The 26,142-nt window shown below is 66.5% G+C and carries 26 protein-coding genes; 19 read left to right on the forward strand and 7 right to left on the reverse strand.

The features are described from left to right. Window positions 1-176: 176 nt before the first annotated feature. The 3 genes from ACQZ13_RS12580 to ACQZ13_RS12590 all read right to left on the reverse strand — a co-directional run bounded on the left by ACQZ13_RS12580 (window position 177) and on the right by ACQZ13_RS12590 (window position 1,295). Entirely contained in the window at window positions 177-395 is a 219-nt protein-coding gene (locus ACQZ13_RS12580; protein ID WP_431052383.1) for a hypothetical protein, read from the reverse strand. After that, window positions 385-675 (reverse strand): hypothetical protein, encoded by a 291-nt coding sequence (locus ACQZ13_RS12585; protein WP_431052385.1) that lies wholly within the window; start codon window positions 673-675, stop codon window positions 385-387. Before ACQZ13_RS12585 ends, ACQZ13_RS12580 begins: the two co-directional genes overlap by 11 nt. A gap of 140 nt (window positions 676-815) precedes the next feature. Continuing rightward, window positions 816-1,295, reverse strand: coding sequence for a carboxymuconolactone decarboxylase family protein (locus tag ACQZ13_RS12590; RefSeq protein WP_431052387.1), 480 nt, complete (start codon window positions 1,293-1,295; stop codon window positions 816-818). Between the two features lie 153 nt (window positions 1,296-1,448). Between ACQZ13_RS12590 and ACQZ13_RS12595 the strand changes: the two genes are divergently transcribed. Next, window positions 1,449-2,738 carry an MFS transporter gene (locus tag ACQZ13_RS12595; protein WP_431052389.1) on the forward strand — a complete coding sequence of 430 codons (1,290 nt, stop codon included), beginning with the start codon at window positions 1,449-1,451 and terminating at the stop codon, window positions 2,736-2,738. Between the two features lie 166 nt (window positions 2,739-2,904). On the opposite strand, the gene ACQZ13_RS12600 is transcribed toward ACQZ13_RS12595, so the two are convergent. Then, entirely contained in the window at window positions 2,905-3,126 is a 222-nt protein-coding gene (locus tag ACQZ13_RS12600; protein WP_088406611.1) for a hypothetical protein, read from the reverse strand. A gap of 293 nt (window positions 3,127-3,419) precedes the next feature. Here ACQZ13_RS12600 and ACQZ13_RS12605 point away from each other — a divergent pair, with 293 nt between their 5' ends. After that, the gene (locus ACQZ13_RS12605; RefSeq protein ID WP_421033799.1) at window positions 3,420-3,584 is read left to right on the forward strand and encodes a hypothetical protein; all 165 of its coding nucleotides are present in this window, start codon (window positions 3,420-3,422) and stop codon (window positions 3,582-3,584) included. Then, window positions 3,581-3,973 (forward strand): hypothetical protein, encoded by a 393-nt coding sequence (locus ACQZ13_RS12610; protein WP_431052391.1) that lies wholly within the window; start codon window positions 3,581-3,583, stop codon window positions 3,971-3,973. Before ACQZ13_RS12605 ends, ACQZ13_RS12610 begins: the two co-directional genes overlap by 4 nt. Before the next feature lie 102 nt (window positions 3,974-4,075). Here ACQZ13_RS12610 and ACQZ13_RS12615 read toward each other — a convergent pair whose 3' ends face one another. Further along, window positions 4,076-4,771, reverse strand: a complete 696-nt coding sequence (locus ACQZ13_RS12615; protein WP_431052393.1) for a Bax inhibitor-1/YccA family protein — start codon at window positions 4,769-4,771, stop codon at window positions 4,076-4,078. Window positions 4,772-4,876: 105 nt separating this feature from the next. On the opposite strand from ACQZ13_RS12615, the gene ACQZ13_RS12620 reads away from it, so the two are divergent. The 5 genes from ACQZ13_RS12620 to ACQZ13_RS12640 all read left to right on the forward strand — a co-directional run bounded on the left by ACQZ13_RS12620 (window position 4,877) and on the right by ACQZ13_RS12640 (window position 10,995). Next, window positions 4,877-5,278 (forward strand): GlcG/HbpS family heme-binding protein, encoded by a 402-nt coding sequence (locus ACQZ13_RS12620; protein ID WP_431052395.1) that lies wholly within the window; start codon window positions 4,877-4,879, stop codon window positions 5,276-5,278. A 258-nt stretch (window positions 5,279-5,536) separates the two neighbouring features. Further along, window positions 5,537-6,697, forward strand: a complete 1,161-nt coding sequence (gene carA / locus ACQZ13_RS12625) for a glutamine-hydrolyzing carbamoyl-phosphate synthase small subunit (protein WP_088406617.1) — start codon at window positions 5,537-5,539, stop codon at window positions 6,695-6,697. An 18-nt stretch (window positions 6,698-6,715) separates the two neighbouring features. Further along, complete coding sequence (gene carB / locus ACQZ13_RS12630) at window positions 6,716-9,982, forward strand: carbamoyl-phosphate synthase large subunit (protein ID WP_431052397.1); 3,267 nt, start codon at window positions 6,716-6,718, stop codon at window positions 9,980-9,982. Window positions 9,983-10,066: 84 nt separating this feature from the next. Then, on the forward strand, window positions 10,067-10,546 hold the full coding sequence (gene greA, locus ACQZ13_RS12635) for a transcription elongation factor GreA (protein WP_088406621.1): 480 nt from the start codon (window positions 10,067-10,069) through the stop codon (window positions 10,544-10,546). 11 nt (window positions 10,547-10,557) lie between these two features. After that, window positions 10,558-10,995 carry a DUF4149 domain-containing protein gene (locus ACQZ13_RS12640; protein WP_431052399.1) on the forward strand — a complete coding sequence of 146 codons (438 nt, stop codon included), beginning with the start codon at window positions 10,558-10,560 and terminating at the stop codon, window positions 10,993-10,995. Between the two features lie 63 nt (window positions 10,996-11,058). Here the strand turns inward: ACQZ13_RS12640 and yhbY are convergent, their stop codons facing one another. Continuing rightward, the gene (gene yhbY / locus ACQZ13_RS12645) at window positions 11,059-11,538 is read right to left on the reverse strand and encodes a ribosome assembly RNA-binding protein YhbY (protein WP_088406625.1); all 480 of its coding nucleotides are present in this window, start codon (window positions 11,536-11,538) and stop codon (window positions 11,059-11,061) included. An 18-nt stretch (window positions 11,539-11,556) separates the two neighbouring features. Here yhbY and ACQZ13_RS12650 point away from each other — a divergent pair, with 18 nt between their 5' ends. The 11 genes from ACQZ13_RS12650 to phoR all read left to right on the forward strand — a co-directional run bounded on the left by ACQZ13_RS12650 (window position 11,557) and on the right by phoR (window position 24,029). After that, the gene (locus ACQZ13_RS12650; protein ID WP_431053214.1) at window positions 11,557-12,231 is read left to right on the forward strand and encodes an RlmE family RNA methyltransferase; all 675 of its coding nucleotides are present in this window, start codon (window positions 11,557-11,559) and stop codon (window positions 12,229-12,231) included. Between the two features lie 231 nt (window positions 12,232-12,462). After that, the gene (ftsH, locus tag ACQZ13_RS12655) at window positions 12,463-14,367 is read left to right on the forward strand and encodes an ATP-dependent zinc metalloprotease FtsH (protein WP_088406629.1); all 1,905 of its coding nucleotides are present in this window, start codon (window positions 12,463-12,465) and stop codon (window positions 14,365-14,367) included. A 215-nt stretch (window positions 14,368-14,582) separates the two neighbouring features. After that, a complete protein-coding gene (gene folP, locus ACQZ13_RS12660) occupies window positions 14,583-15,431 on the forward strand; it encodes a dihydropteroate synthase (RefSeq protein ID WP_431052402.1) in 849 nt (282 codons plus the stop codon). 111 nt (window positions 15,432-15,542) lie between these two features. Continuing rightward, window positions 15,543-16,880, forward strand: a complete 1,338-nt coding sequence (gene glmM / locus ACQZ13_RS12665; RefSeq protein ID WP_431052404.1) for a phosphoglucosamine mutase — start codon at window positions 15,543-15,545, stop codon at window positions 16,878-16,880. A 324-nt stretch (window positions 16,881-17,204) separates the two neighbouring features. Then, window positions 17,205-18,239 carry a phosphate ABC transporter substrate-binding protein PstS gene (gene pstS, locus ACQZ13_RS12670; protein WP_431052406.1) on the forward strand — a complete coding sequence of 345 codons (1,035 nt, stop codon included), beginning with the start codon at window positions 17,205-17,207 and terminating at the stop codon, window positions 18,237-18,239. A gap of 169 nt (window positions 18,240-18,408) precedes the next feature. Then, the gene (gene pstC / locus ACQZ13_RS12675) at window positions 18,409-19,422 is read left to right on the forward strand and encodes a phosphate ABC transporter permease PstC (RefSeq protein WP_431053216.1); all 1,014 of its coding nucleotides are present in this window, start codon (window positions 18,409-18,411) and stop codon (window positions 19,420-19,422) included. Next, on the forward strand, window positions 19,419-20,279 hold the full coding sequence (pstA, locus tag ACQZ13_RS12680; protein WP_088406635.1) for a phosphate ABC transporter permease PstA: 861 nt from the start codon (window positions 19,419-19,421) through the stop codon (window positions 20,277-20,279). Before pstC ends, pstA begins: the two co-directional genes overlap by 4 nt. Window positions 20,280-20,347: 68 nt before the next feature. Further along, a complete protein-coding gene (pstB, locus tag ACQZ13_RS12685) occupies window positions 20,348-21,133 on the forward strand; it encodes a phosphate ABC transporter ATP-binding protein PstB (RefSeq protein ID WP_067270340.1) in 786 nt (261 codons plus the stop codon). Between the two features lie 19 nt (window positions 21,134-21,152). After that, a complete protein-coding gene (phoU, locus tag ACQZ13_RS12690) occupies window positions 21,153-21,860 on the forward strand; it encodes a phosphate signaling complex protein PhoU (RefSeq protein WP_088406637.1) in 708 nt (235 codons plus the stop codon). 77 nt (window positions 21,861-21,937) lie between these two features. Beyond that, window positions 21,938-22,639 (forward strand): phosphate regulon transcriptional regulator PhoB, encoded by a 702-nt coding sequence (gene phoB, locus ACQZ13_RS12695; RefSeq protein ID WP_088406639.1) that lies wholly within the window; start codon window positions 21,938-21,940, stop codon window positions 22,637-22,639. Between the two features lie 10 nt (window positions 22,640-22,649). Continuing rightward, on the forward strand, window positions 22,650-24,029 hold the full coding sequence (gene phoR / locus ACQZ13_RS12700; protein ID WP_431052409.1) for a phosphate regulon sensor histidine kinase PhoR: 1,380 nt from the start codon (window positions 22,650-22,652) through the stop codon (window positions 24,027-24,029). Between the two features lie 216 nt (window positions 24,030-24,245). On the opposite strand, the gene ACQZ13_RS12705 is transcribed toward phoR, so the two are convergent. Next, complete coding sequence (locus ACQZ13_RS12705; RefSeq protein ID WP_431052411.1) at window positions 24,246-25,895, reverse strand: hypothetical protein; 1,650 nt, start codon at window positions 25,893-25,895, stop codon at window positions 24,246-24,248. Window positions 25,896-26,142 lie beyond the last annotated feature (247 nt).

Raw genomic sequence — 26,142 nt, forward strand, 5'->3', positions numbered from 1 at the left:
TCAGCGATCGTTCGCGCCTGACGTTGCACCGGCGGATCCAGGCCCACAACTCGAACATTGCCTGGATCCCCCTGTCGACACCCCAATTGGAACGGCGCCCCGCGGGGCGCCGTTTTTCTTGCGTCCGTGACATCGGACGGCAGAACGAGGGGGACCTTGTGGGGGAGGGCGTGTGGTCAATGCGAGTCGCTGCCGGTCTTGGGCTCGGCGGCGGAGGTGACCGTGGTGGAAGGCGCCGGTGTCGGCGGCCGGGCGGCGGGCAGGACCAGGTCGTCCACGGACCAGACGGGCCCCGTGAGGATCAGCGCACTCGCGGCCGCGGCCAGGATGATGCAGAGGACCGTGCCGACCACACGAGCGGCGTTTCTCGATTGCGTGGGGATTTCAGTGATCACGGGCCGCCTCCATGCCGACGCGGCGGTCGCCTTGAAGAGACTGGTAATAGGCGATCTCGCCGCTGCTGGCGCTGACCGGGCGCGGCGCCTTCACCGGCGCAGCGGACTCCGCCCGCGCCGCCGGCGCGGTCATCGGGGCGGACGGCATGTCGCCGCCGTCGCAACCCGTCAGCACGAGCGCGCCGAACAGCAGCGGGGCCGCGCCGATGGTGCGTGCGGACCGTGCGGGGCGACTCAGCCATCGGGCGGCCATGCGGATCAGGACAGAAGCTGGTTTCATCGTGGACTCCATGGGCAGGCTTCGGTGTGAAGCGAGGCGCCCATGGTCGGAATCCGGCGCGAAAACGCCTATGGCCTACCGTGGTTGCAGATGCAAACCAACTAGCAGATTGGGGTGGGTTTCCCCACTCAAACAAGGGCTCAGGCCAAACCGGCCTTGTCCAGACCGAAGGCCTTGTCCTGCGACCCGGGAACGCTCTGGAATGCGACGTTGAGGCGGTTCCAGGCGTTGATCGATGACACCAGCCAGGTCAGGTCGCAGAGCTCCTTCTCGCTGAACTGCTCACGGACCTCGGCGTAGACCGCGTCGGAGACGCCCGCTTCGGGGATGCGCGTGAGTGTCTCGGCCCAGAGCAGCGCGGCGCGCTCGCGGGGCGAGAACAGTGTCGACTCGCGCCAGATGGCGACATGGTGCAGCCGCAGCGCCCGCTCACCGCCGATGACGGCCTGCTTGACGTGCATGTCCAGGCAGAACGCGCAGCCGTTGAGCTGCGAGGCGCGGATCTCGACCAGGAATTGCAGGCCGTGTTCGAGGCCGCCTTCTTTCAGGGCCATGGACAGCTCGACCAGCTTCTTGAAGGCGGCGGGGGACTGTTGCATGTAGTTCAGACGTTGGCTCATGGTGGGCTCCGTGATGGGAAGTGACAAAGAAGGGCAGGTATCCACAAGACGGAGCAGCCCACCCGCTTGTGACATCGCCCAGCGCCCAAGTGGGCGGATCGCCTCGCTAAACTGGTCGGCGCCCGCCCAAGAAGGCCCAGAACACTTCGTGCCGTGACCGCTCCTGCCACTCCGTCTTCCCCGTCCCCCGGCGCCGCGCCGGCCTCCAAGACCAGCGTCTTCCGCCACCCCGGCTTCACCGCGTTCCTGATCTGCCGCCTCGCGGCGGTCTTCGCCGGACAGATCCAGGCGGTGGTCGTCGCCTGGCAGGTCTACGACCTGACCCGGGAACCGCTGGCGCTGGCCTACGTCGGCCTGGCGCAGTTCATCCCGATGCTGCTGCTCCTGCTGCCGGCCGGGGACTTGATCGACCGCTTCAGCCGCAAGCCGATCCTGGCGATCAGCTGGGCCGTGAGCGCGATCTGCAGTCTGGCCTTGTGGTGGCTGTCCGGTCACGGTCATGCGGGCGTGGCGGGGATCTACGCCGTGCTGGTGCTGTTCGGCTGCGCGCGGGCCTTCTCGGGACCGGCCTTGCAGAGCCTGCTTCCGCAGATCGTGCCGCGTGAACAGCTGGCGCAGGCGATCGCCGCGAACAGCATGCTGATGCGCGTGGCCAGCATCGGCGGCCCGTTCCTCGGCGGGATCTTGTACGCCTTCGGCGGAGCGAGCCTGACCTATCTGGTCTGCCTGACCTGCTTCGCGATCGGGACCGCACTGCTGGTCGGCGCCGTGCCGGTGCGCTTCGCCGCGCCGCCGTCACCCGCCGGCGGGAACATCTGGCAGCGCTTCGGTGCCGGCATCCACTTCATCCGCTCGCGGCCCATCATCCTCGGCACGATCTCGCTGGACCTGTTCGCGGTGCTGCTGGGCGGCGTCGTCGCATTGCTGCCGATCTACGCCCATGAGGTGCTGCATGCCGGTCCGGAAGGCCTGGGCGCGTTGCGCAGCGCGATGGCCGTGGGCGAGGTCACCGCCGGTTTCTATCTGAGCCTGCGCCCGTTCAACCGCCATGTCGGCAGGACCATGTTCGTCGCGGTCGCGGTGTTCGGGCTGGCCAACCTGGTGTTCTCGCTGTCGACCACCTTCTGGCTGTCGTTCGCGGCCTTGGCCATCGCCGGAGCGGCGGACATGGTCAGCGTCTACATCCGTGGCGCGCTCGTGCAGTTCTCGACGCCGGATGAGATGCGCGGTCGTGTCAACGCGGTGAACATGCTGTTCATCGGGTCGTCCAACGAGCTCGGCGAGTTCCGAGCCGGCAGTGCCGCCGCGGCGCTGGGCGCCGTGCCGGCGGCCGTGACCGGCGCGGTGTGCACGCTGGGTGTCGTGGCGGCGTGGGCGGCGTTGTTCAAGCCCCTGCGCACGGTGGACCGGTTCGAGGAAGCCAGTCCCGCGGTCACGCGCTGATCAGCCGCTGATCAGTATCTCCCGCGCAAAAAAGAGCCGCGCCGACCCAGGGGGTGCAGCGCGGCAACAGGGGAGGATGCAGTCTGATGTGGCAAGCGGCGAGCCTGCCGTCCAAGGGCCTCGGCGCGGGAGCGCCTGGCGGTCGGTCGCGCGGGCAGCGAGTGCCTCAGTGGCTGTTGCGGCCGCGGACGGCCGGCGGCAGGTAATCCTTGCCGACCATCGCACGGGCGAACAGATAGTTGTGTCGGGCGCGGGCGGGAAGGCTGTCCAGATCGACGTGGCCTTGCGGATCGCACGGGAAGGACATCCCGCGGCCAGAGTCGAAGATGGATTCGAAGCGGATCTCGAACTGCGACGCGGCGGCGTCTGCGGCGATCTGGAGGCTCATTTGGATTCTCCTGGTGAGTGCCTTTGCTCTGACTATCGGCGCTGGGCCGATCGCTTCCCATAAGCGCAGCGCGGTGCGCGGTGTCGGTGCGGGGAGGTGCTCCCTGTCCGACGTCGTCCTACAGCTTGTGGGCACAACGGAAGTGCGTTCGGCGACGTTGACGGTGCGGTCGGAATCCGCCCAGGACTTCACACAGTTTTGCAGAACGCGACAGGCGCGGCGCTTGCTGTGGGACAGCACCTACAGCGCGTCGCGGTGGCCGCCGCTTCGCCGGCGCATCGCCGGCGGCGACCATGCGTCATCGCAACCTGATCCCGCTGCGGTTCGAGGTCACCATGGACGACAACATGCTCATGCTGATGACGTTGGCCACCTGCACGGCGACCGCCTTGGCGGTGCGCATGTGGCAGTGGCTCGATGAACTGCCGCGGGACGCTTCCCAGGAGGACCTTCCATGAGCGCCCGACCACCCCTGCCGCCCGAGCATCCTGCCGACGCTTCCACGGTCGATACTTCCGTGGAGCGCCATGCCGATGAAGATCAGCCGCTGAGCCAATCCGCCTTCATCTGCGGCGAGGTGACCTACCGCACCGGCGACGGTCCGATGATGGTCATCCGTCCGGGCGCCGTGCAGGTCGAGGTCAACGAGCACGACGTGACCCTGGGCTGGGAGGACGGCGATTCGCGGATGAGCGCGCTGATGCCGCGCAGCGAATACGCCCGCTTCATCGGCACCGGCGCGATCAAGCCTGTCGTGACGCACCGGCCGGACGACGGACAGACCGTCGAATCGGCTGTCAGCGCACAGCCTGAGCTGGACAAGGCACAGGGCAAGCCGGGGCACTGACCTCGACGCGGACCTGACTCCCAGGTTCGGACCCGCAACGAAAAACGCCTCGGGGATCCGAGGCGTTCCTGTTTGTGGCTGGGTTGGCGCCAGGGCGGACGGTCAGTCGCGGTCGCCGCCGAAGATGCCCAGCAGCTGCAGCAGCGCGGTGAACACGTTGTACAGGTCCAGGTAGATGTTCAGCGTGGCGCTGATGTAGTTGGTCTCGCCGCCGTCGATGACGCGCTTGACGTCGACCAGCATGAAGGCCGAGAAGATGCCCAGCACGGCGACCAGCAGCGCCAGGTGCACGCCGGTGGACTGCAGGAAGACATTGGCGATGCCGGCGATCATCGCGATCACGGCGCCGACGATCAGGAACTTGTACAGGCCGGAAAGGTCGCGCTTGACCACGGTGGCCAGCGACGCCATGGTGAAGAAGATCGCGGCGCTGCCGCCGAAGGCGGTCATGATCAGCGTGCCGCCGTTCTTGAAGCCGAGGATCGCGGCGAGCAGGCGCGACAGCATCAGGCCCATGAAGAAGGTGAAGGCCAGCAGCGAGGCGACCCCGGCGGCGGAGTTCTTGGTCTTCTCGACCAGGAACATCAGCCCGAACGCGCCCACGAAGAACAGGATCATGCTCGCGCCGGTGCCCATGGTCGCGAGCAGGCCGGTCGAGACGCCGATCCAGGCGCCGAGCACGGTCGGGATCAACGACAGCGCCAGCAGCGCGTAGGTGTTGCGCAGGACGCGCTGGCGGTCGGCGGACAGCGAGGAGCCGTGGCTGCCGGTGTTGAGATCGATGATGCGATCGTTCATGTGCGTGCGCCCCATGAAGTGAGAGTTGCTGTCGATTGTAGGCGCGGGCCTTAAGGCTTCGTTAAAGTGATCGCCTTTCCTTCAATGATCCCGATGAGGCCGCAGATGAAACAGAAGCCCTTCCTGACCCTGGACGACGTCAAGCGCATCGCCGCCGCCGCGGAAGCCGAGGCGCTGAAGAACAACTGGGCGGTGACCATCGCCATCGTCGACGACGGCGGCCATCTGCTGTGGCTGCAACGCCTGGACAACGCGGCGGCCACCTCGGCCGTGATCGCGCCCGCCAAGGCCAAGACGGCCGCCCTGGGGCGTCGCGAATCCAAGGTCTACGAGGACATCGTCAACAACGGCCGCAACGCCTTCCTCAGCGTCCCGCTGGAAGGCATGCTGGAAGGCGGCGTGCCGGTGCTCGTCGAAGGTTTCTGCGTCGGCGCGGTGGGCGTCAGCGGCGTGAAGTCGAATGAAGACGCGCAAGTTGCCAAGGCTGGCATCTCGGCGCTCGGATAAGCGCACCAGCGTGACGGGTCCATGACCCGTTTGCGCAAATCTTCTCCGTGAATACCCTGGCGGGTTATACTCGTCAGGTTTACCCGCAACCTACCGCGTCCCGCAAACTTCACCCCCGATCGCATCGGATCCCACTCGGATCGACTCCCTCACAGGAGACCCGGTCGCACCCGCGCGCCAGCCGTCCATGGCGCGTGCCGGCGGCGAATCCAGGGCCCTGAAGCAGAGCCGGGCGCGCGCACAACAACGGAGTTTCCCGTGCTGCCCGATCTGCTTTCCGCTCCCCCCGCGATTCTTGCCCTGGCAGACGGCACGGTCTTCAAGGGTTCCGCGCTCGGCGCCGCCGGCCGGACCGTTGGTGAGGTGGTGTTCAACACCGCGCTCACCGGCTACCAAGAAATCCTCACCGACCCCAGCTACTGCCGCCAGATCGTCACCCTGACGTATCCGCACATCGGCAACTATGGCGTCAATGACGAGGACGTCGAGGCGTCGAAGATCTTTGCCGCTGGCCTGATCATCAAGGAGGCGCCGGTCCTCGATTCGAACTTCCGCAAGGGCCGCACGCTGCGCCAGTACCTGAAGGACGAGGGCACCGTCGCCATCGCCGACCTGGACACGCGCCGCCTGACGCGCGTGCTGCGCGAGAAGGGCGCCCAGAACGGTTGCATCCTGGCGTTGAACGCCGGCGAGCAGATCACACAGGCGCACATCGACGAGGCCGTCGCGCTGGCCAAGGGCGCTCCGAGCATGGCGGGCCTGGACCTGGCCAAGGTCGTCAGCCGCACCGAACGCGAAGTGTGGACCGAGACCGAGTGGACGCTCGGCAAGGGCTACGGCGAGCAGACCGCTCCGAAGTTCCACGTCGTCGCCTACGACTTCGGCGTCAAGAGCAACATCCTGCGCATGCTGGCCTCGCGCGGCTGCCGCATCACCGTGGTGCCGGCGCAGACGCCGGCCTCGGCGGTCTTCGACCTTGAGCCGGACGGCGTGTTCCTGTCCAACGGCCCCGGCGATCCGGAGCCGTGCGACTACGCCATCAAGGCCACCGCGCAGTTGATCGAGGCCGGCATCCCGACCTTCGGCATCTGCCTGGGCCACCAGATCATGGCGCTGGCCTCCGGCGCGAAGACCTTCAAGATGAAGTTCGGCCACCACGGCGCGAACCACCCGGTGAAGGACCTCGACAACGGCCGCGTCAGCATCACCAGCCAGAACCACGGTTTCGCGGTCGATCCCGACACGCTGCCGTCCAACCTGCGCGCGACGCACGTCAGCCTGTTCGACGGCACGCTGCAGGGCCTGGCCCGCACCGACAAGCCCGCGTTCTGCTTCCAGGGGCACCCGGAAGCGAGCCCCGGCCCGCACGACATCTCGTATCTGTTCGACCGCTTCATCGGTCTCATGTCCAAGGCCTGATGAAGAGGGAGACGACTCATGCCCAAGCGTTCTGACATCAAAAGCATCCTCATCATCGGCGCCGGTCCGATCATCATCGGCCAGGCCTGCGAGTTCGACTACTCCGGCGCGCAGGCCTGCAAGGCGTTGCGCGAGGAGGGCTACAAGGTCATCCTGGTGAACAGCAACCCGGCGACGATCATGACGGACCCGGACACCGCGGACGTCACCTACATCGAGCCGATCACCTGGCAGGTGGTCGAGAAGATCATCGCCAAGGAGCGTCCCGACGCGATCCTGCCGACCATGGGCGGCCAGACCGCGCTGAACTGCGCGCTGGAGCTGCACAAGCACGGCGTGCTGGACAAGTACAAGGTCGAGATGATCGGCGCCAACGAGCACGCGATCGAGAAGGCCGAGGACCGTCTGAAGTTCAAGGACGCGATGACCAAGATCGGGCTGGGATCGGCCCGCTCGGGCATCGCGCATTCGCTGGAAGAGGCGTGGGCTGTGCAGAAGCGCATCCACGCCGAGATCGGCGGCGTGGGCTTCCCGATGGTGATCCGCCCCAGCTTCACGCTGGGCGGTACCGGCGGCGGCATCGCGTACAACCCGGAAGAGTTCGAGGAGATCTGCAAGCGCGGTCTCGACCTCTCGCCGACGAACGAGCTGCTCATCGAAGAGTCGCTGATCGGCTGGAAGGAATACGAGATGGAAGTGGTCCGCGACAAGGCGGACAACTGCATCATCGTGTGCTCGATCGAGAACCTGGACCCGATGGGCATCCACACCGGCGACTCGATCACCGTGGCCCCGGCACAGACGCTGACCGACAAGGAATACCAGCTGCTGCGCAACGCCTCGATCGCCATCCTGCGCGAGATCGGCGTCGACACCGGCGGTTCGAACGTGCAGTTCTCGATCAATCCGGTCGACGGTCGCATGGTCGTGATCGAGATGAACCCGCGCGTGTCGCGTTCGTCGGCGCTGGCCTCCAAGGCCACCGGCTTCCCGATCGCCAAGATCGCCGCGAAGCTGGCCGTCGGCTACACGCTCGACGAGCTGAAGAACGACATCACCGGCGGCATCACCCCGGCCTCGTTCGAGCCCAGCATCGACTACGTCGTCACCAAGATCCCGCGTTTCGCCTTCGAGAAGTTCCCGATGGCCGACTCGCGCCTGACGACGCAGATGAAGTCGGTCGGCGAAGTGATGGCCATGGGCCGCAACTTCCAGGAATCGTTCCAGAAGGCGCTGCGCGGCCTGGAGACCGGCATCGATGGCCTGTCCGAGATCAGCAGCGACCGCGAGGAGATCGTGCAGGAGATCGGCGAACCCGGTCCGTCGCGCATCCTCTTCCTGGGCGACGCTTTCCGCATCGGCATGACGCTGGACGAGGTCTTCGAGGAAACGAAGATCGATCCGTGGTTCCTCGCCCAGATCGAACAGCTGATCAAGATCGAGCAGAGCCTGAAGGGGCGCGAACTGGCCGGCCTGTCGACCGACGAACTGCGCCTGCTGAAGAAGAAGGGCTTCTCGGACAAGCGCCTGGCCAAGCTGCTGGGCACCAACCAGCACGAGGTGCGCAAGACGCGCCACGCGCTGAACGTCCGCCCGGTCTACAAGCGCGTCGACACCTGCGCCGCCGAATTCGCGACGCAGACGGCCTACATGTACTCCACGTACGACGAGGAGTGCGAGGCCAACCCGACCGACAAGAAGAAGATCATGGTGCTGGGCGGCGGTCCGAACCGCATCGGCCAGGGCATCGAGTTCGACTACTGCTGCGTCCATGCGGCCCTCGCGATGCGCGAGGACGGCTACGAGACCATCATGGTCAACTGCAATCCGGAGACGGTCTCGACCGACTACGACACCTCCGACCGCCTGTACTTCGAGCCGGTGACCCTCGAGGACGTGCTGGAGATCGTGGCCAAGGAGAAGCCGGTCGGCGTGATCGTGCAGTACGGCGGCCAGACGCCCCTGAAGCTGGCGCTGGACCTGGAAGCCAACGGCGTGCCGATCATCGGCACCTCGCCGGACTCGATCGACATGGCCGAGGACCGCGAGCGCTTCCAGAAGCTGCTGCATGAGCTGGGCCTGAAGCAGCCGCCCAACCGCACGGCGCGCAACGAAGACCAGGCCGTCGCGCTGGCCAACGAGATCGGCTACCCGCTGGTCGTGCGTCCCAGCTACGTGCTGGGCGGCCGCGCGATGGAGATCGTCCACGGCGACAAGGACCTGGAGCGCTACATGCGCGAGGCCGTGCGCGTCAGCGAGAAGTCGCCCGTGCTGCTGGACCGCTTCCTGGAGGACGCGGTCGAGGTCGACGTCGACTGCATTTGCGACGGCGAAGACACGATGATGGGCGGCATCATGGAGCACATCGAGGCCGCCGGCATCCACTCCGGCGACTCGGCCTGCTCGCTGCCGCCGTACACGCTGTCCAAGGAGCTGCAGGACGAACTGCGCCGCCAGACCGCCGAGATGGCCAAGGCGCTGAAGGTCGTCGGCCTGATGAACGTGCAGTTCGCGATCCAGGGCGACGTCACGAAGGGCTTGTCCGAGAACACGGTGTACGTGCTCGAAGTGAACCCGCGTGCGTCCCGCACGGTGCCGTTCGTGTCCAAGGCGACCAGCCAGCCGCTGGCCAAGATCGCCGCGCGCTGCATGGCCGGCGTCAAGCTCAAGGACCAGAAGGCCGCCGGCGGCAAGCCGCCGGTCGAGATCCAGCCGCCGTATTTCAGCGTCAAGGAAGCCGTCTTCCCGTTCAACAAGTTCCCCGGCGTGGACCCGATCCTCAGCCCGGAAATGCGTTCGACCGGTGAAGTGATGGGTGCTGGCCGGACCTTCGGCGAAGCGATGCTGAAGAGCCAGCTGGGCGCGGGCTCGCGTCTGCCGCGTCAGGGCAACGTCTTGATCACCGTCAAGAACAACGACAAGGATCGTGCCGTCGCGCTGGCGCGCGATCTGGCGGCGCTGGGCTTCGGCGTGGTGGCCACCAAGGGCACGGCCGCGGCGATCGAAGCCGCGGGCGTTCCGGTGCGCGTCGTCAACAAGGTCAAGGACGGCCGCCCGCACATCGTCGACATGATCAAGGGCGGCGACATCCAGCTGGTGTTCACGACCGTCGACGAGACCCGCACGGCCATCGCCGACAGCCGTCACATCCGCCAGGCCGCCCTGGCCAATCGGGTGACCTACTACACGACGATGGCCGGCTGCGAAGCCGCCGTCGAAGGCATGAAGCACAAGGACGGCCTGCTGGTGCAATCGCTGCAGGAACTGCACGCCGAACTGCATTAAACTGCCTCATCCCATTCCGCCGCCGCTGCTCAGCGATCCTGAGCGGCAGCGGCGGTTTGTTTTGTTACTCAAGGTTCTAGAGACATGGCCACGACGATCCCATTGACCAAGCGCGGCGCTGAGAAGCTCAAGGAAGAACTGCATCGACTGAAGACGGTCGAGCGTCACGCCGTGATCAACGCCATCTCGGAAGCCCGCGCGCAAGGCGACCTGTCGGAAAACGCCGAGTACGAGGCCGCCAAGGACAAGCAGGGCTTCATCGAAGGCCGCATCCTGGAGATCGAGGGCAAGCTGTCGTCGGCGCAGGTGATCGATCCGTCGTCGGTGAACGCCGGCGGCAAGGTGGTGTTCGGCACCACGGTCGACCTGGAAGAGGAAGAGTCCGGCAACGAGGTGACCTACCAGATCGTCGGTGACGACGAAGCCGACCTGAAGCAGGGCCTGATCTCGATCAGCTCCCCGATCGCCCGCGCGCTGATCGGCAAGGAAGCCGGCGATGTGGCCGAGGTCGTGGCGCCCGGCGGCATCAAGCGCTACGAGATCGTCGACGTCCGCTACATCTGAGCGTTCGGGCGATGCTGCTGCGGATCCGTGCGCTGCTGGCCGCGTTGTGGGCCGGTGAACTGCTGGCGGTGGCGCTGCTCGCGGCGCCGAATGCCTTCGCGACATTGGAGCGGGCCGCAGCCGGCAAGTACGTGGCGCGCCTGTTCGAGATGGATGCCCGCTTCGCGCTGGCTGCCGGCGTGCTGCTGATCCTGATGGAGCGACGCCTGCACCGTGACGGCGTCGTGCGCGGCTCGGCGATGGGCGCGGATTTCTGGCTGCCGCTGGTGGCCATCGGCTGCACGGTCGCCGGCTTCTATGCGCTGCAACCGCTGATGGAAGCCGCACGGCAAGGGCAGGGGAGCTGGACTTTCCTGCAACTGCATGCGGTGTCGCTGGCGCTCTTCGGTGTAAGAACCGTCGCCGTGCTGGCGCTGGCCTGGCGGCTGAGCAGGACGGCGTCCCGCTGATCGGGGTAACCAGGAAAAAAGAAAGACGGCCCGAGGGCCGTCTTGTCGTTGGGCTGTGTGGTCTCAGCCTTGGCTGGATTTCTTCACACTGGTCTGGCGCGGCTTCTTGGCGCGCTTGACCTCGCCGCCGTAGGTGACGCGCTGGTTGCCCAGCACCGTGACCTTCTTGATCTGCGGACGGTTGTTGCCGCTCTTCGAGAACTTCACGATCTTCACGATCTTGGGCGCCGCGCGGGCGTCGTCCTTCGGAGCGGCCTTTTCCTTCTCCGGCATCGGGCGCCACAGGACGAGCAGCTTGCCGATGTGCTGGATGGGGGCGGCGTCCAGTTCCTCGGCCAAGGTGGCGAGGATGGTTTCGCGGTTGTCGCGGTCGTCGGACAGGACGCGCACCTTGATCAGTCCGTGGGACTTGAGCGCGAGGTCGACCTCCTTGGTGACGGCGGCCGTCAGGCCATCGCCGCCTATCATCACCACGGGGTCCAGGTGATGAGCGTCGGCGCGTTTTTCCTTGCGCTGGGCAGGGGTCAATTGAATAGCAGGCATCTGCTTATTATCAGTGCAATGAAAGTCGATACCAAAAGCAAGAAGCTGAACAAGGCGTGGTTGAACAACCACGTCAACGACACCTACGTCAAATTGGCCCAGAAAGAGGGCTATCGCTCCCGCGCGGCCTACAAGCTCAAGGAGATCGACGAGGAGTTCCAGCTGATCCGCCCGGGACAGGTCGTGGTCGATCTGGGGGCCTCGCCCGGCGCATGGAGCCAGTACCTGCGGCGCCGTTTCGCGCCCAAGGAAGCCGGCGCGGGCGGCGCTGCGGTAGGCGAACTGAACGGTCGCATCATCGCGCTGGACCTGCTGGACTTCGAGCCGATCGAGGGCGTGGAGTTCGTCCAGGGCGATTTCCGCGAGCAGGAGGTCCTGACCCGGCTTGAATCGATGCTCGACGGCCGCAAGGTGGACGTGGTGGTCTCGGACATGGCGCCCAACCTGTCCGGCATCGAGAGTACCGATGCCGCGCGCATGGAGCACCTGATCGAACTGGCGCTGGACTTTTCCCAACAACACCTGAAGCCGGAAGGCGCGCTGGTTGCCAAGGTGTTCCATGGCAGCGGGTACGACCAGCTGGTGCACGCGTTCCGGGCGCAGTTCAAGCGGGTCAAGACCGCCAAGCCGAAGGCGTCGCGGGAAAGATCGGCCGAGAATTTCCTCGTCGGCATCGGGCTGAAAACGCGCTGAGGCGCGCCGGAAGGCCCTGACGGCGCGGTGAAGACCGGATGAAGCGTCAAAGTCCGGGGCGCTTCGAGCGGTCGGCCGGCAAGGCGCGTGGCAATATCTATCGAGGTGTATGGGAATGCCAATCAGGTCTGGGGACTTGACTGGCCTAGAATCCACCCCATATGCCATGGAAGTCCGCTGCCCGAGGCTGTATTCGTGGGCGTGCGGTGATGGAATGACAAAGGAGTCGCGGTGAACAATCAGTGGTTCTCGAAAGTGGCTGTGTGGATGGTGATCGCCCTGGTGCTGTTCACTGTCTTCAAGCAGTTCGATCGCAGCGCAACCCAGGGGAATCCGATCGTCTACTCTGACTTCCTCGATGAAGTCCGTGCGAAACGCATCAAGCAGGTCACGCTGCAGGAAACCCAGGCGGGGACGGAAATCGTGGCGCAGACCAGCGATGGCAACAAGCTGCGCACGACCGCCCCGTACATGGATCGCGGCCTGATCGGTGACCTGATCAACAACGGCGTCAAGTTCGACGCCAAGCCGCGGGAAGAGCCCTCGGTGCTGATGAACATCCTCCTCAGCTGGGGCCCCATGCTCCTGCTGATCGCCGTGTGGGTGTACTTCATGCGCCAGATGCAGGGCGGCGGCAAGGGCGGCGCGTTCAGCTTCGGCAAGTCGAAGGCGCGCATGCTCGACGAGGCCAACAACACCACGACCTTCGCCGACGTCGCCGGATGCGACGAGGCCAAGGAAGAGGTCAAGGAGCTGGTCGACTTCCTGAAGGACCCGCAGAAGTTCCAGAAGCTGGGCGGTCGCATCCCGCGCGGCGTGCTGCTGGTCGGCCCTCCGGGGACCGGCAAGACGCTGCTGGCCAAGGCCATCGCCGGCGAAGCCAAGGTGCCGTTCTTCAGCATCTCCGGTTCCGACTTCGTGGAGATGTTCGTCGGCGTGGGCGCGGCCCGCGTGCGCGACATGTTTGAACAGGCCAAGAAGAGCGCCCCCTGCATCATCTTCGTCGACGAAATCGACGCGGTCGGTCGCCATCGCGGTGCCGGTCTCGGCGGCGGCAACGACGAGCGCGAGCAGACCCTCAACCAGATGCTGGTGGAGATGGACGGCTTCGAGACCAACCTGGGCGTGATCGTCATGGCCGCGACCAACCGGCCGGACATCCTGGACCCCGCGCTGCTGCGTCCGGGTCGTTTCGACCGCCAGGTCTACGTCACGCTGCCCGATGTGCGCGGCCGTGAGCAGATCCTGACCGTCCACATGCGCAAGGTGCCGGTCGGCCAGGACGTCAGCGCCAATGTGCTGGCGCGCGGCACGCCCGGCATGTCGGGTGCCGATCTCGCCAACCTGGTGAACGAAGCCGCACTGATGGCTGCGCGCCGCAGCGCCCGCATCGTCGAGATGCGCGACTTCGAGAAGGCCAAGGACAAGATCTTCATGGGACCGGAACGCCGTTCGGCGGTCATGGATCCGGAAGAGCTGAAGAACACCGCCTACCACGAGGCCGGACACGCGCTGATCGGCATGATGCTGCCGAAGTCCGATCCGCTGCACAAGGTGACCATCGTGCCGCGCGGTCGCGCGCTGGGCGTGACCTTCACGCTGCCGGAGAAGGATCGCTACGGCTACGACAAGATCTGGGCGCTGTCCAAGATCTCGATGCTGTTCGGTGGTCGGATCGCGGAAGAGGTCTTCATGGACCAGCGCACCACGGGCGCGTCGGACGATTTCAACAAGGCGACGCAGCTGGCGCGTGACATGGTGATGCGCTACGGCATGTCGGATGCGCTCGGCCCGATGGTCTACACCGAGAACGAGGGCGAGGTCTTCCTTGGCCGTTCGGTGACGCGCACGACCAACATCAGCGAGGAGACCATGCAGAAGGTCGACCTCGAGGTGCGCCGCATCCTCGACGAGCAGTACGCGATCGCGCGCAAGCTGATCGAGGACAACCAGGACAAGATGCACGCGATGGCCACGGCCCTGCTCGAATGGGAAACCATCGACGCCGAACAGCTCCATGACATCATGGAAGGCAAGCCCCCGCGTCCGCCTAAGGACTGGACGCCGCCGGCCAACAAGCCGGACAACGGCGGCACGCCGGCAGTCAGCACGGGCAGCGCCCCGGCAGCGGCCTGATTGCCATAGCGACCCGATCAGCCAGATGAGCCGTCAGGACATCTGAGTTGGCACGGATCCTCGAAGGGCCGGTCTCACGACCGGCCCTTCTGCTTTTTGCGATCTACCCAGACCGGAATCCCAGGTTCTTTCGGGCTTGCGTCATACTTGCCGTTTGGCGTGGCAGTCCCTGGCGCAATCGAGCGCGCGACCGCGCCCTCGACACTCAGCCGTTCATGACTTCTCCCTCGATTTGGCAGACCACGCGCTTCGACCTCGACCTGGCGGAGCGACCCTTGGTCATGGGCATCGTCAACGTGACGCCCGACTCCTTCTCGGACGGCGGCCGGCACGCCGATGCGCTGAGCGCGATCAACTTCTGCGAGCGACTGCTCGGCGAAGGCGTCGACATCCTCGACCTGGGTGGCGAATCGACGCGCCCCGGCGCGCCGCGGCTGGATGCCGACGAGGAGTGGAAGCGGCTGGAGCCCGTCGTGCGTGCCGCGCTGAATTTTGGCGTCCCCGTGTCCGTCGATACCTGCAAGACCGAGGTGATGCGCCGTGCGCTGGACCTGGGCGTGGACATCATCAACGACGTGCAGGCCTTGCGCGACGAAGGGGCTGACAGATTGCTGGCGGAACACGGCAGCGCCGGCATCTGCCTGATGCACATGCGGGGGCAGCCGGCGGGCATGCAGCAGCTGACCGACTACGGCGACGTCGTCGTCGAGGTCGCGGATTTCCTGCGCGAGCGGATGAATCATCTGGTCGAACTCGGCGTGGCCGCTGAGCGGATCACGCTGGACCCGGGATACGGGTTCGCGAAGACGGTCGAGCAGAACCTCGAGTTGCAGCGGCGCCAGCGCGAATTGCTCGCCTTGGGCCGACCGCTGCTCATCGGCTGGTCGCGCAAGTCGACGCTGGGCGCCGTGACCGGCAAGGCGGTCGATGAGCGGCAGTCCGCCAGCGTCGGCGCGGCGTTGGCGTCGGTGGCGCTGGGCGCACGCGTCGTCCGGGTGCACGACGTCGGAGCGACCGTCGATGCGCTCAAGGTCTGGCAGGCCTTCGGCGCTCCGCAAGGCTGACCCTCCCGAGGCTCCCCTGATCGGGGGCCCCAAGGTGGGCGAGCAGCGACCCCCTCGGCATCGGCGACAATCTGCGGATTCAAGATCAAGAAGTCGCAGGAGATCGCCTCAATGAGCCGAAAGTATTTCGGAACCGACGGGATTCGCGGAACCGTGGGCCGCACCCCGATCACCCCAGATTTCATGTTGAGGCTGGGGCACGCGGTGGGGCGCGTGCTCAAGCGCAGCTACGCCAAGCCCAGCGTGCTGATCGGCAAGGACACGCGCATCTCCGGCTACATGCTGGAGTCCGCGCTGGAAGCGGGGTTTGCGTCGGCCGGGGTCAACGTGCTGCTGACCGGCCCGCTGCCGACGCCCGGCGTCGCCTACCTCACCCGCGCGCTGCGTCAGCATCTGGGTGTGGTCATCTCGGCCTCGCACAACCCGTTCGCCGACAACGGCATCAAGTTCTTCTCGTCCAAGGGCGAGAAGCTGCCGGATGCCTGGGAGCTGGACGTCGAGGCCGTGCTGGACGAACCCCCGGTCTGGGTCGATTCGGCCAGCCTGGGACGCGCCCGGCGCCTGGACGACGCGCAGGGGCGCTACATCGAGTTCTGCAAGGCCAGCTTCAGCACCGATCTCAGCCTGCGCGGCATGAAGCTCGTCATCGACGCAGCCAACGGTGCGGGCTACCAGGTGGCGCCGTCCGTGTTCCATGAACTGGGCGCGGAGATCATCACCATCGGCAACAAGCCCGACGGCTACAACATCAACGACAAGGTCGGCGCGACCGCACCGCAGGCCTTGGTGGCTGCGGTCAAGGAACATCAGGCCGACTACGGCATCGCGCTGGACGGCGACGCCGACCGGCTGCAGATGGTGGACGCCGACGGGCGCCTCTACAACGGCGACGAACTGCTCTACGTCATGGTGGCGGACCGGCTGGCGCGCGGCGAGCGCGTCCCGGGTGCGGTCGGCACGCTGATGACGAACATGGCGGTCGAACTGGCGCTGCGCCAGCGGGATGTCGAGTTCGTCCGCGCCAAGGTTGGCGACCGCTACGTGCTCGAAGAGCTGGCCGCCCGCGGCTGGCAACTGGGCGGGGAGGGCTCCGGCCACCTGCTGTCGCTGGACCGTCATACGACCGGCGATGGCATCGTGAGCAGCCTGCTCGTGCTGGAGGCCGTCTGCCGCAGCGGACGTCGCCTGGCGGACCTGCTGGACGGCGTCACGCTGTTCCCGCAGACGCTGATCAACGTCCGCTTGCAGGCCGACCATCTGGACTGGAAGAGCAATCCCGCGCTCGCCCGTGTCGAGGCCGAGGTCACCGCCGAACTGGGCGACCGGGGACGGGTGCTGATCCGCAAGTCGGGCACCGAACCGCTGCTGCGCGTCATGGTCGAAGCCAGCGATGCCGACCTTGCGCAGCGCTGCGCCGAGCGACTGGCGGACGCCATCCGCGGCGGCTGACCCACTTCCACCGACTGCACCGACCCAAAAAGAAGGGCCGCCGACGCGCAAGCGTCCGCGGCCCGATTTGCATTGGTCGGGTCGCGTCGGGCGCGACTCTTCGGGGTATTTCTTCGCTTCCGGTAGGCTAGGGATCGAAGATGACAGCGGGGTGAATCGAATATGACAATGGTCGGCCGATGGTCCGCCAAGCCCCATTTCTCCTCTGGGCGCTCTACGTAACGAGATTTTTCCGGTTCCCGGGTCGCGTCACGGATGTGTCACATTGAGGTCATAGCATCCGTTCCGTTCGCCAACCAACCCAAGCGATAGGACTGAATGATCATGAATCAACTGCGTGCTGGCCTGCTGTTCGCCGCGTGCGCCGCGATGTTCTCCGCGGCCCATGCTCAAGAAGTGACCGGTGCGGGTGCTTCGTTCCCGGCTCCCGTGTACGCCAAGTGGGCCGACGCCTACAACAAGGCCACCGGTGTCCGCATCAACTATCAGTCGGTCGGTTCCGGCGCCGGCATCAAGCAGATCCAGGCCAAGACCGTCGACTTCGGCGCGTCCGACGCCCCCCTGAAGGACGACCAGCTGGCCAAGGACGGCCTGGTCCAGTTCCCGACCGTGATCGGCGGCGTCGTGCCCGTGATCAACGTCAAGGGCATCAACCCCGGCCAGCTGAAGCTGGACGGCAAGGTCCTGGCCGACATCTACCTGGGCAAGGTCACCAAGTGGAACGACCCCGCCATCGCCGCCCTGAACTCGGGCGTGGCGCTGCCGGACGCTGCCATCGCCGTGGTCCGCCGCGCCGACGGTTCGGGCACCAGCTTCCTGTTCACGAACTACCTGTCCAAGGTCAACGCCGAATGGAAGGACAAGGTCGGTGAAGGCACGGCCGTGAACTGGCCCACCGGCGCGGGCGGCAAGGGCAACGAAGGCGTGTCGGCCTTCGTGACGCGTCTGCCGAACTCGATCGGCTACGTCGAATACGCCTACGCCAAGCAGAACAAGATGACCTACGTGCTGATGAAGAACGCCAGCGGCGCCTTCGTCAGCCCGAGCGACGACGCCTTCAAGGCCGCCGCCGCCGGCGCCAAGTGGGATCAATCGTTCTACCAGGTGCTGACCGAGCAGGCCGGCAAGGACAGCTGGCCCATCACCGGCGCCACCTTCATCCTGATGCACGTCGCCCAGGACAAGCCGGCCCAGGCCGCCGCGACCCTGAAGTTCTTCGACTGGGCCTACACCCAGGGCGACAAGATGGCTGACGACCTGGACTACGTGCCGCTGCCGGCCAGCGTCAAGGACCTGGTCCGCAAGCAGTGGACGGCCAGCGTGAAGGACGGTTCGGGCAAGGCGGTCAGCTTCAAGTGATCGTCTCCTGACGAAGACGGCCCGGTGCTCTCCCAGAGGACACCGGGCTTTCGCACAGGACCTCAAGAAGATCTCGACAGAGACGTCGTGACGGACGCGTCGGACCGGCCGGAGGAGGCGGGCGGCGCGCCGGGAATCCCAACACTCCAGCGGAGGCCCCGTGGCCGCAATACTTCCAGCCAATTCCATTGACCGAGAGCGCGGCGAGGAGCGCGCCAAGCCAGGCGGCAGCCCGACACCGAGACGTCGCGTCGCGCCGTGGGCCGACGCGGTGTTCTCGCTGCTGACGCATGGCGCGGCCTGGCTGACGCTGGCGCTGCTGGCCGGCATCATCGGCTCGCTGCTGATCGGGGCCGCGCCCGCGATCAAGCAGTTCGGCCTGAACTTCCTGGTCACCGCCGAATGGGATCCGACCAAGGAACAGTTCGGCGGCCTGGTGATGATCTACGGCACGCTGATGACCTCGTTCATCGCACTGCTGATCGCCGTGCCGGTGAGCTTCGGCATCGCGCTGTTCCTGACCGAACTCTCGCCGGGCTGGCTGCGCCGCCCGCTGGGCATCGCCATCGAGCTGCTGGCCGCGGTCCCCTCCATCGTCTACGGCATGTGGGGCCTGCTGGTGTTCGGCCCCATCCTGGCCACCTACGTGCAGCAGCCGCTGCAGTCGCTGTTCGGCGGCATCCCCTACCTGGGCGCGCTGGTGTCCGGCCCGCCCGTGGGCATCGGCATCCTGTCGGCCGGCATCATCCTGGCCATCATGATCATCCCGTTCATCGCCTCGGTGATGCGCGACGTGTTCTCGGTCACCCCCGCGATGCTCAAGGAATCGGCCTACGGCCTGGGCTCCACGACCTGGGAAGTGGTCTGGAAGGTCGTCCTGCCGTACACCAAGACCGGCGTCGTCGGCGGCATCATGCTGGGACTGGGCCGCGCGCTCGGCGAGACCATGGCCGTCACCTTCGTGATCGGCAACATGAACCAGCTGAATTCGCTGTCGGTGTTCGAAGCCGCCAACAGCATCACCTCGGCGCTGGCCAACGAGTTCGCCGAAGCCGGCGCGGGCCTGCACCAGGCCTCGCTGATCTACCTGGGCCTGGTCCTGTTCTTCATCACCTTCGTGGTGCTGGCGTTCTCCAAGGTCCTGCTCAACAAGCTGAAGAAGAACGAAGGAGCCCGCTCATGAGCGCGACCGACGCCAAGCGCCTGGCGATGTACAAGAAGCGCCGGCGCATCAACACGATCGCGCTGTCCCTGTCGCTGGCCGCGATGGCCTTCGGCCTGGTCTGGCTGATCTGGATCCTGCTGGAGACGCTGATCCAGGGCATAGGCGGCCTCACGATCGCGACCTTCACGCAGATGACGCCCGCGCCGATGTCCGAGGACGGCGGCCTGGCCAACGCGATCTACGGCTCGCTGGTGATGGTGGGTCTGGCGACCTGCATCGGCACCCCGATCGGCGTGCTGGCCGGCGTCTACCTGGCCGAATACGGCCAGAAGACCTGGCTGGGCGCCGTGGTGCGCTTCATCAACGACATCCTGCTGTCGGCGCCGTCCATCGTCGTGGGCCTGTTCATCTACACGGTCGTCGTGACGCGGATGAAGTCGTTCTCGGCGCTGGCCGGCATCCTGGCCCTGGCGCTGATCGTGATCCCGGTGGTGATCCGCACGACGGAGAACATGCTGAGCCTGATCCCCAACGCGCTGCGCGAAGCCGCGTACGCGCTGGGCACGCCGAAGTGGAAGGTCATCATGACCGTGACGCTGAAGTCGGCCCGCGCCGGCGTGATCACCGGCGTGCTGCTGGCCCTGGCCCGCATCTCCGGCGAAACCGCGCCGCTGCTGTTCACCGCGCTGTCCAACCAGTTCTGGACCAGCTCGCTGGGCAGCCCGATGGCCAGCCTGCCGGTGACCATCTTCAAGTTCGCGATGAGCCCCTACGAGAACTGGCAGAAACTCGCCTGGGCGGGTGTCTTCATCATCACGATCGGCGTGCTGGTGCTGAACATCCTGGCGCGTGTGCTGTTCAAGGAAAAGCATTGACCGGTTGACCGCCGCGGCCGTGCCGGCCGCGGCGACCGATCCACGAATCCAACGAATCGAGAAACAACATGGACGTCAAAGTCGACATGCCGGTGACCGAGAAGGCGAAGCTCTCGGTGAAGAACCTGAACTTCTACTACGGCAGCTTCCACGCGCTGAAGAACATCAACCTGGACATCCCAGAGAACAAGGTGACCGCGTTCATCGGTCCGTCGGGTTGCGGCAAGTCCACGCTGCTGCGCACGCTGAACCGGATGTTCCAGCTGTATCCGGAACAGCGCGCCGAAGGCCAGATCCTGCTGGACGGCGAGGACATCCTCACCAGCAAGGAAGACGTCTCGCTGATCCGCGCCAAGGTCGGCATGGTGTTCCAGAAGCCGACGCCGTTCCCGATGTCGATCTACGACAACATCGCCTTCGGCGTGCGACTCTTCGAGACGCTGTCGCGCGTCGAGATGGACGAACGCGTCGAATGGGCGCTGAAGAAGGCCGCGCTGTGGAACGAGGTCAAGGACAAGCTCAACCAGAGCGGTTCGGGCCTGTCGGGCGGCCAGCAGCAGCGCCTGTGCATCGCGCGCGGCATCGCCATCAAGCCGGAAGTCCTGCTGCTGGACGAACCGTGCTCGGCGCTGGACCCGATCTCGACCGGCAAGATCGAAGAGCTCATCCATGAGCTCAAGCACGACTACACCGTCGCGATCGTGACCCACAACATGCAGCAGGCGGCGCGCTGCTCGGACTACACGGCCTACATGTACCTGGGCGACCTGATCGAATTCGGACCGACCGCGGAGCTCTTCATGAAGCCCAAGCGCAAGGACACCGAGGACTACATCACCGGACGCTTCGGCTGATCAACAGGGAGAGAACACCATGACCGACAAGCATCTGTCCACCCAATTCGACGCCGAGCTGAGCGGCATCTCCACGCGCGTGCTGGAGATGGGCGGTCTCGTGGAGTCGCAGGTCGCGCAGGCCGTCGAGGCGCTGGGCACCTTCAGCGGCGACATCGCCAGCCACGTGCTCAAGCAGGAAGAGATCGTCAACACGATGGAGATCGAGATCGATCGCGACCTGTCGACGATCATCGCCCGCCGCCAGCCGACCGCGCGCGACCTGCGCCTGCTGATCGCCGTGTCCAAGACGATCGCCAACCTCGAGCGCGTCGGCGACGAGGCCGCCCGCATCGCCCGCACCGTGCAGCGCCTGATCAACACCGGCGTGTCGAGCCGGCTGCGCCTGCCGATGTCGGACCTGTCGTACGAAGCCGAGCTGGCCACCGCGCAGCTGCGCAAGGCGCTGGACGCGTTCGCGCGCCTGGACGTGGACCGCGCGCTGGAAGTGCTGAAGGCCGACGACCAGATCGACAAGGAGTTCGACGGCCTGATGCGCAAGCTCATCACCTACATGATGGAAGACCCGCGCACCATCTCGTCGTCGATCGACCTGGTGTTCGTCGCCAAGGCGATCGAGCGCGTGGGCGACCATGCCAAGAACCTGGCTGAAGTCATCATCTACGTGGTCAAGGGCACCGACGTCCGCCACAACTCGCCGGACGCCGTCGAGAACATGGTGCGCTGAGCACCGACAAGCGATCACCCGTCCGGCCCGCCCGCCACGGGCGTCCCGGCGGGACCCAATAAGAGGAGTTACCCCGCATGAGTCGCATCCTGGTCGTCGAGGACGAATCCGCCATCGCCGAGCTGATCTCCATCAACCTGCGCCACGCCGGTTACGAGGTCACGCTGGCCGGCAACGCCGAGCAGGCGCAGCTGGAAGTGGATCGCGTGCTGCCTGATCTGGTCGTGCTCGACTGGATGTTGCCGGGCCAGACCGGCCTGGCGCTGGCGCGTCAATGGCGCGGTGCCGCGCGCACCCGCGAGCTGCCCATCATCCTGCTGACGGCGCGCGCGGAAGAGGTCGACAAGGTGTCCGGGCTGGACGCCGGCGCGGACGACTACCTGACCAAGCCGTTCTCGACGAACGAGCTGCTGGCGCGCATCCGCGCGGTGCTGCGCCGCAAGGCGCCCGAGGCGCTGGACACGGCGGTCGAGGTCGGCGGCCTGGTGCTGGATCCGGGCACGCGTCGCGTGAGCCGCGAAGGCGTCGAGGTCAAGCTCGGCCCGACCGAGTTCCGCCTGCTGCACTTCTTCATGACGCACCCGGAGCGCGTGCACAGCCGCTCGCAGCTGCTGGACCGCGTGTGGGGCGACCATGTGTTCATCGAGGAACGCACCGTCGACGTCCACGTCAAGCGCCTGCGTGAGGCGCTCGAAAAGGTCAGCTGCGCCCGCATGATCGAAACGGTCCGTGGCGCCGGCTACCGGCTGACCCAGCAGAGCAGCGCCCTGTCGGCCTGAGGACGCATCCATGGCATGGATGTTGTCTCGCGTCCTGATGCTGGTGCTGGGCACCGGCGTCGCGGGCGGCTTGGGGTACTGGCTGGGCGAGTGGACGGGCATGCCGCATCTGGCCGCGGCGCTGGCCGCGGCGGCGGCCGTGATCCTGATGGCGGTCTGGGATGCGGCGCGGGCGCACCGGCTGGTGACCTGGCTGCGCGGCGAGCAGAACGACGACGCACCGCGCGTCGGCGGCCTGTGGGGCGAGATGGCCTACCGCGTGGAGCGCGGCCTGCGCGATCGCGAACGCCGCTACGAGCGCGAACGCCAGCAGCTGGAGCAGTTCCTGCTCGCGATCGAAGCCTCGCCCAACGGCGTGATCCTGCTCGACGGGCAGGACCACATCCAGTGGTGCAACGTGGTGGCCGGCGATCATTTCTCGTTGGACCCGCAACGCGACAAGCTGCAACGCATCACCAATCTGGTCCGGTATCCGGCCTTCGTCTCCTACCTGCAGAACGGCAACTTCCAGCAGCCGCTGACGCTGACCAACACCCGCGCGAAGTCGACGCTGCAGGTGCTGGTGCGTGACTACGGCGTGGGCGGGGAGTCGCGCAAGCTGGTGCTGTCGCTGGACGTGACCGACCGCGAGCGCAACGAGGCGATGCGGCGCGACTTCGTCGCCAATGTCTCGCACGAGATCCGCACACCGCTGACGGTGCTGGCGGGCTTCATCGAGACGATGGCCAGCCTCCAGCTGACCGAGGCCGAGCGCAAGCGGGTGCTGCACCTGATGCAGCAGCAGACGACGCGGATGCAGACGCTGGTCGGCGACCTGCTGACGCTGGCGCAGCTCGAAGGCAGCCCGCGGCCGGGTGCGGATCACTGGATCTCGCTGGATCCGCTGCTGCAACGCATCGGCGCGGACGCGCAGGCGCTGTCGAACGGCCGGCATGAGCTGGTCTGCGTACGCCAGACGGGCGTCGAGCTCGCCGGCGTCGAGACGGAGATCCTCAGCTCGATCGCCAACCTGATGAGCAACGCGGTGCGCTACACGCCGGAAGGCGGACGCATCGAGCTCCAATGGCGTTGGCTGCCGGACAACGGCGGCGAGATCTCGGTGATCGACAACGGACCCGGCATCGCGCGCGAACACCTGCCGCGACTCACGGAACGCTTCTATCGCGTCGATGGCAGCCGCTCGCGCGACACCGGGGGCACTGGCCTCGGCTTGTCGATCGTCAAGCACGTCGTGCAACGCCACGGCGGCGAACTGCGCATCGAGAGCGAACCCGGGAAGGGCTCCAGGTTCAGGCTGCTGTTCCCCGCAGCGCGCGTGCGGCTGGTCGATGCGACGGCGATGGGCGATGAAGCCGCCCCAGCCTTGCTGGCGGGGCGTGACGAGCTCTGAGGTGTTGCTTGATCCGAGATTCTTGGTGATCTCACTCGAAAGAATGGCTCCGTAAGGAGCCATTCCGCTTTCTGAGGTCGCTTTCTTTCGAGAGTTCGGCGCGCTTGGCCGCAGATGCATGGGGCCTTGCCGGCAAGCGGCAAAACCCCAAGCATCCCCGTCCCTGAACGAGCCAGGACTTCCTCGATCTGGGACCGAGGACTTCGCCTTTCCGGATCAGCGATCCCTTTGCATCACCAGGTAGGTGCCGGAACGGTCCGTCGGACGACGGACCACGCCAAGCACGCGCCAGCCGCTCGGCGGCATCGGCGTGCTTTCAGCCTGCACCGTGATGGCCACCGGGCAGGTCGTGCGGGTCAGGTCTTGCGTCGCATCGACTTTCCAGTGGCCCTGGAACTCGAAGGCGGCCAAAGCATGCGTCGGCACACCCGGTGCGGCGATGCAGTCGACGTTCGCCGGCAGATGGGCCGCGATGCGCTCGACCAAGGGCTTGTTGCTGCGCGCGTAGTTCAGCGTGTGCAGCCCCAAGGTCATGGCCAGCAGCCAGGCCAGCGCGACGCCGCCTGCCGGCAGCGCCAGACTCTTCCAGAGCGCGTGACGATGCCGCGCGGTGCGCCAGCGCACCAGCCACAGCCAGGCCAGCGTGCCCAGCACGGCGACCACGAAGGTCAGCAGGCTGAACTCCGGCTCGTAGCCCTGCGCCAGCTTGCGCACGTTGGCCAGGAGCTTCGCGGGCCAGCCGATCTGCATGGCCATGTAGTACAGCCACAGGAAGATCGCACCGAGGGTGAAGAAGAAGACCGAGAACCAGTCGAGCAGGGCGCTGGCGCTGCGCTGGAAGGTCGGGAGCGCGAAGCTCGCGAGCACCGCCAGCGGCGGCAGGGCAAGCAGCATGGCGCGGTCGTCGGCACCCATCAGCAGGCTGGTCAGCAGGGGTACGAGCGAGGCCAGCAGCGGCACCGACAGATGGCGGCGCATGAGGTGCGTGCGCCAGCGCCAGAGCGACCAGGCGGCCAGCGGCCATGCCGGCCAGCAGAACCAGCCGAGGAGCCGCAGCCAGTCGAGGACGCTGCGTTCGCCGGCCTTGAGGCGCCAGGCCCAGCCGTGCATCGGCCAGGCGACGAGCGCCGCCAGGGCCATCGCGGCGAGGATCCAGGGCAGGAACTTGCGGGCGTCCTCGTAGGTGGAGCGGAAGCAGAGCCACAGCGCGCCGACGGCGAGCGCGAGCGCGACCGCAGGTGCGCCGCTGGTAGCGAGCACCGGCAGCGCCACCAGCATCGCGGTGCGGGCCTTCCAGGCGCGGAAGGGCAGCGCGGAGAGGCTGTAGACGAACAGCGTGATGCCCAGGAGCTGGAGGATCTCGGGCGTGATCTCGTGGCCCAGGCGCAGCAGGCCCAGGCTGGCGATGAGCGCGAGCAGGCAGCCGTCGGCCATGGCACGGGCGTAGTCGACCGCATGGGCCTCGCCGCCGAAGGCGAAGGCGACCGGCTGGGCGGCCTCGGTGCGCGCCAGGTGGAGGCAGCTGTACCAGGCCAGCGCCAGGACGGCGGCCAGCATCAGGCCGAAGGGGATGCGCGCCGCGACGGACGGATCGAGGAAGGGCAGGAGCTTGATGCCGAGCGCCCCGACCCAGTACGGCAGCAGGCCGCCGTCGGCGGGCAGGCCGGCGATGGCGGGCTGCAGCCAGGGCGCGTGGCCTTGCGCGATGCTGGCGATGAAGCCGAAGGCGGTGAGGTCGGCATTGCGCCACGGGTCGCGGCCGAACAGGCCGGGCAGCACGTAGGCCGCGCACAGCAGCAGCAGGGCCCAGCGCGGGATCGGGTGGGTGCTTCGCTCGGCCACGACGGCCGGGGTGGGCAGATTCATGCGCGTCTGTCTCGTTGTCGTTGTGGATGCCGGTGCGCATCATGCCGCAGCTTCGCGGACCTCAGGACGAGTCTCCTGACAGCGCACGGTAAAGGCAGCGAAGCGGTGTCCCGTCGAGCGACGACGCAGAGGACGCATCACGTCGGGATGACGGAGGTCGCCCCGGGGAGAAGAGGGGGCGGCCGGCCATGAAAAAAGGCAGCCGATGAGGCTGCCTTCTTTGCCGAGACCGGATCAGATCCGGTCG

The sequence above is a fragment of the Roseateles sp. L2-2 genome, assembly GCF_050613215.1.
Lineage (GTDB): Bacteria > Pseudomonadota > Gammaproteobacteria > Burkholderiales > Burkholderiaceae_C > Roseateles > Roseateles noduli.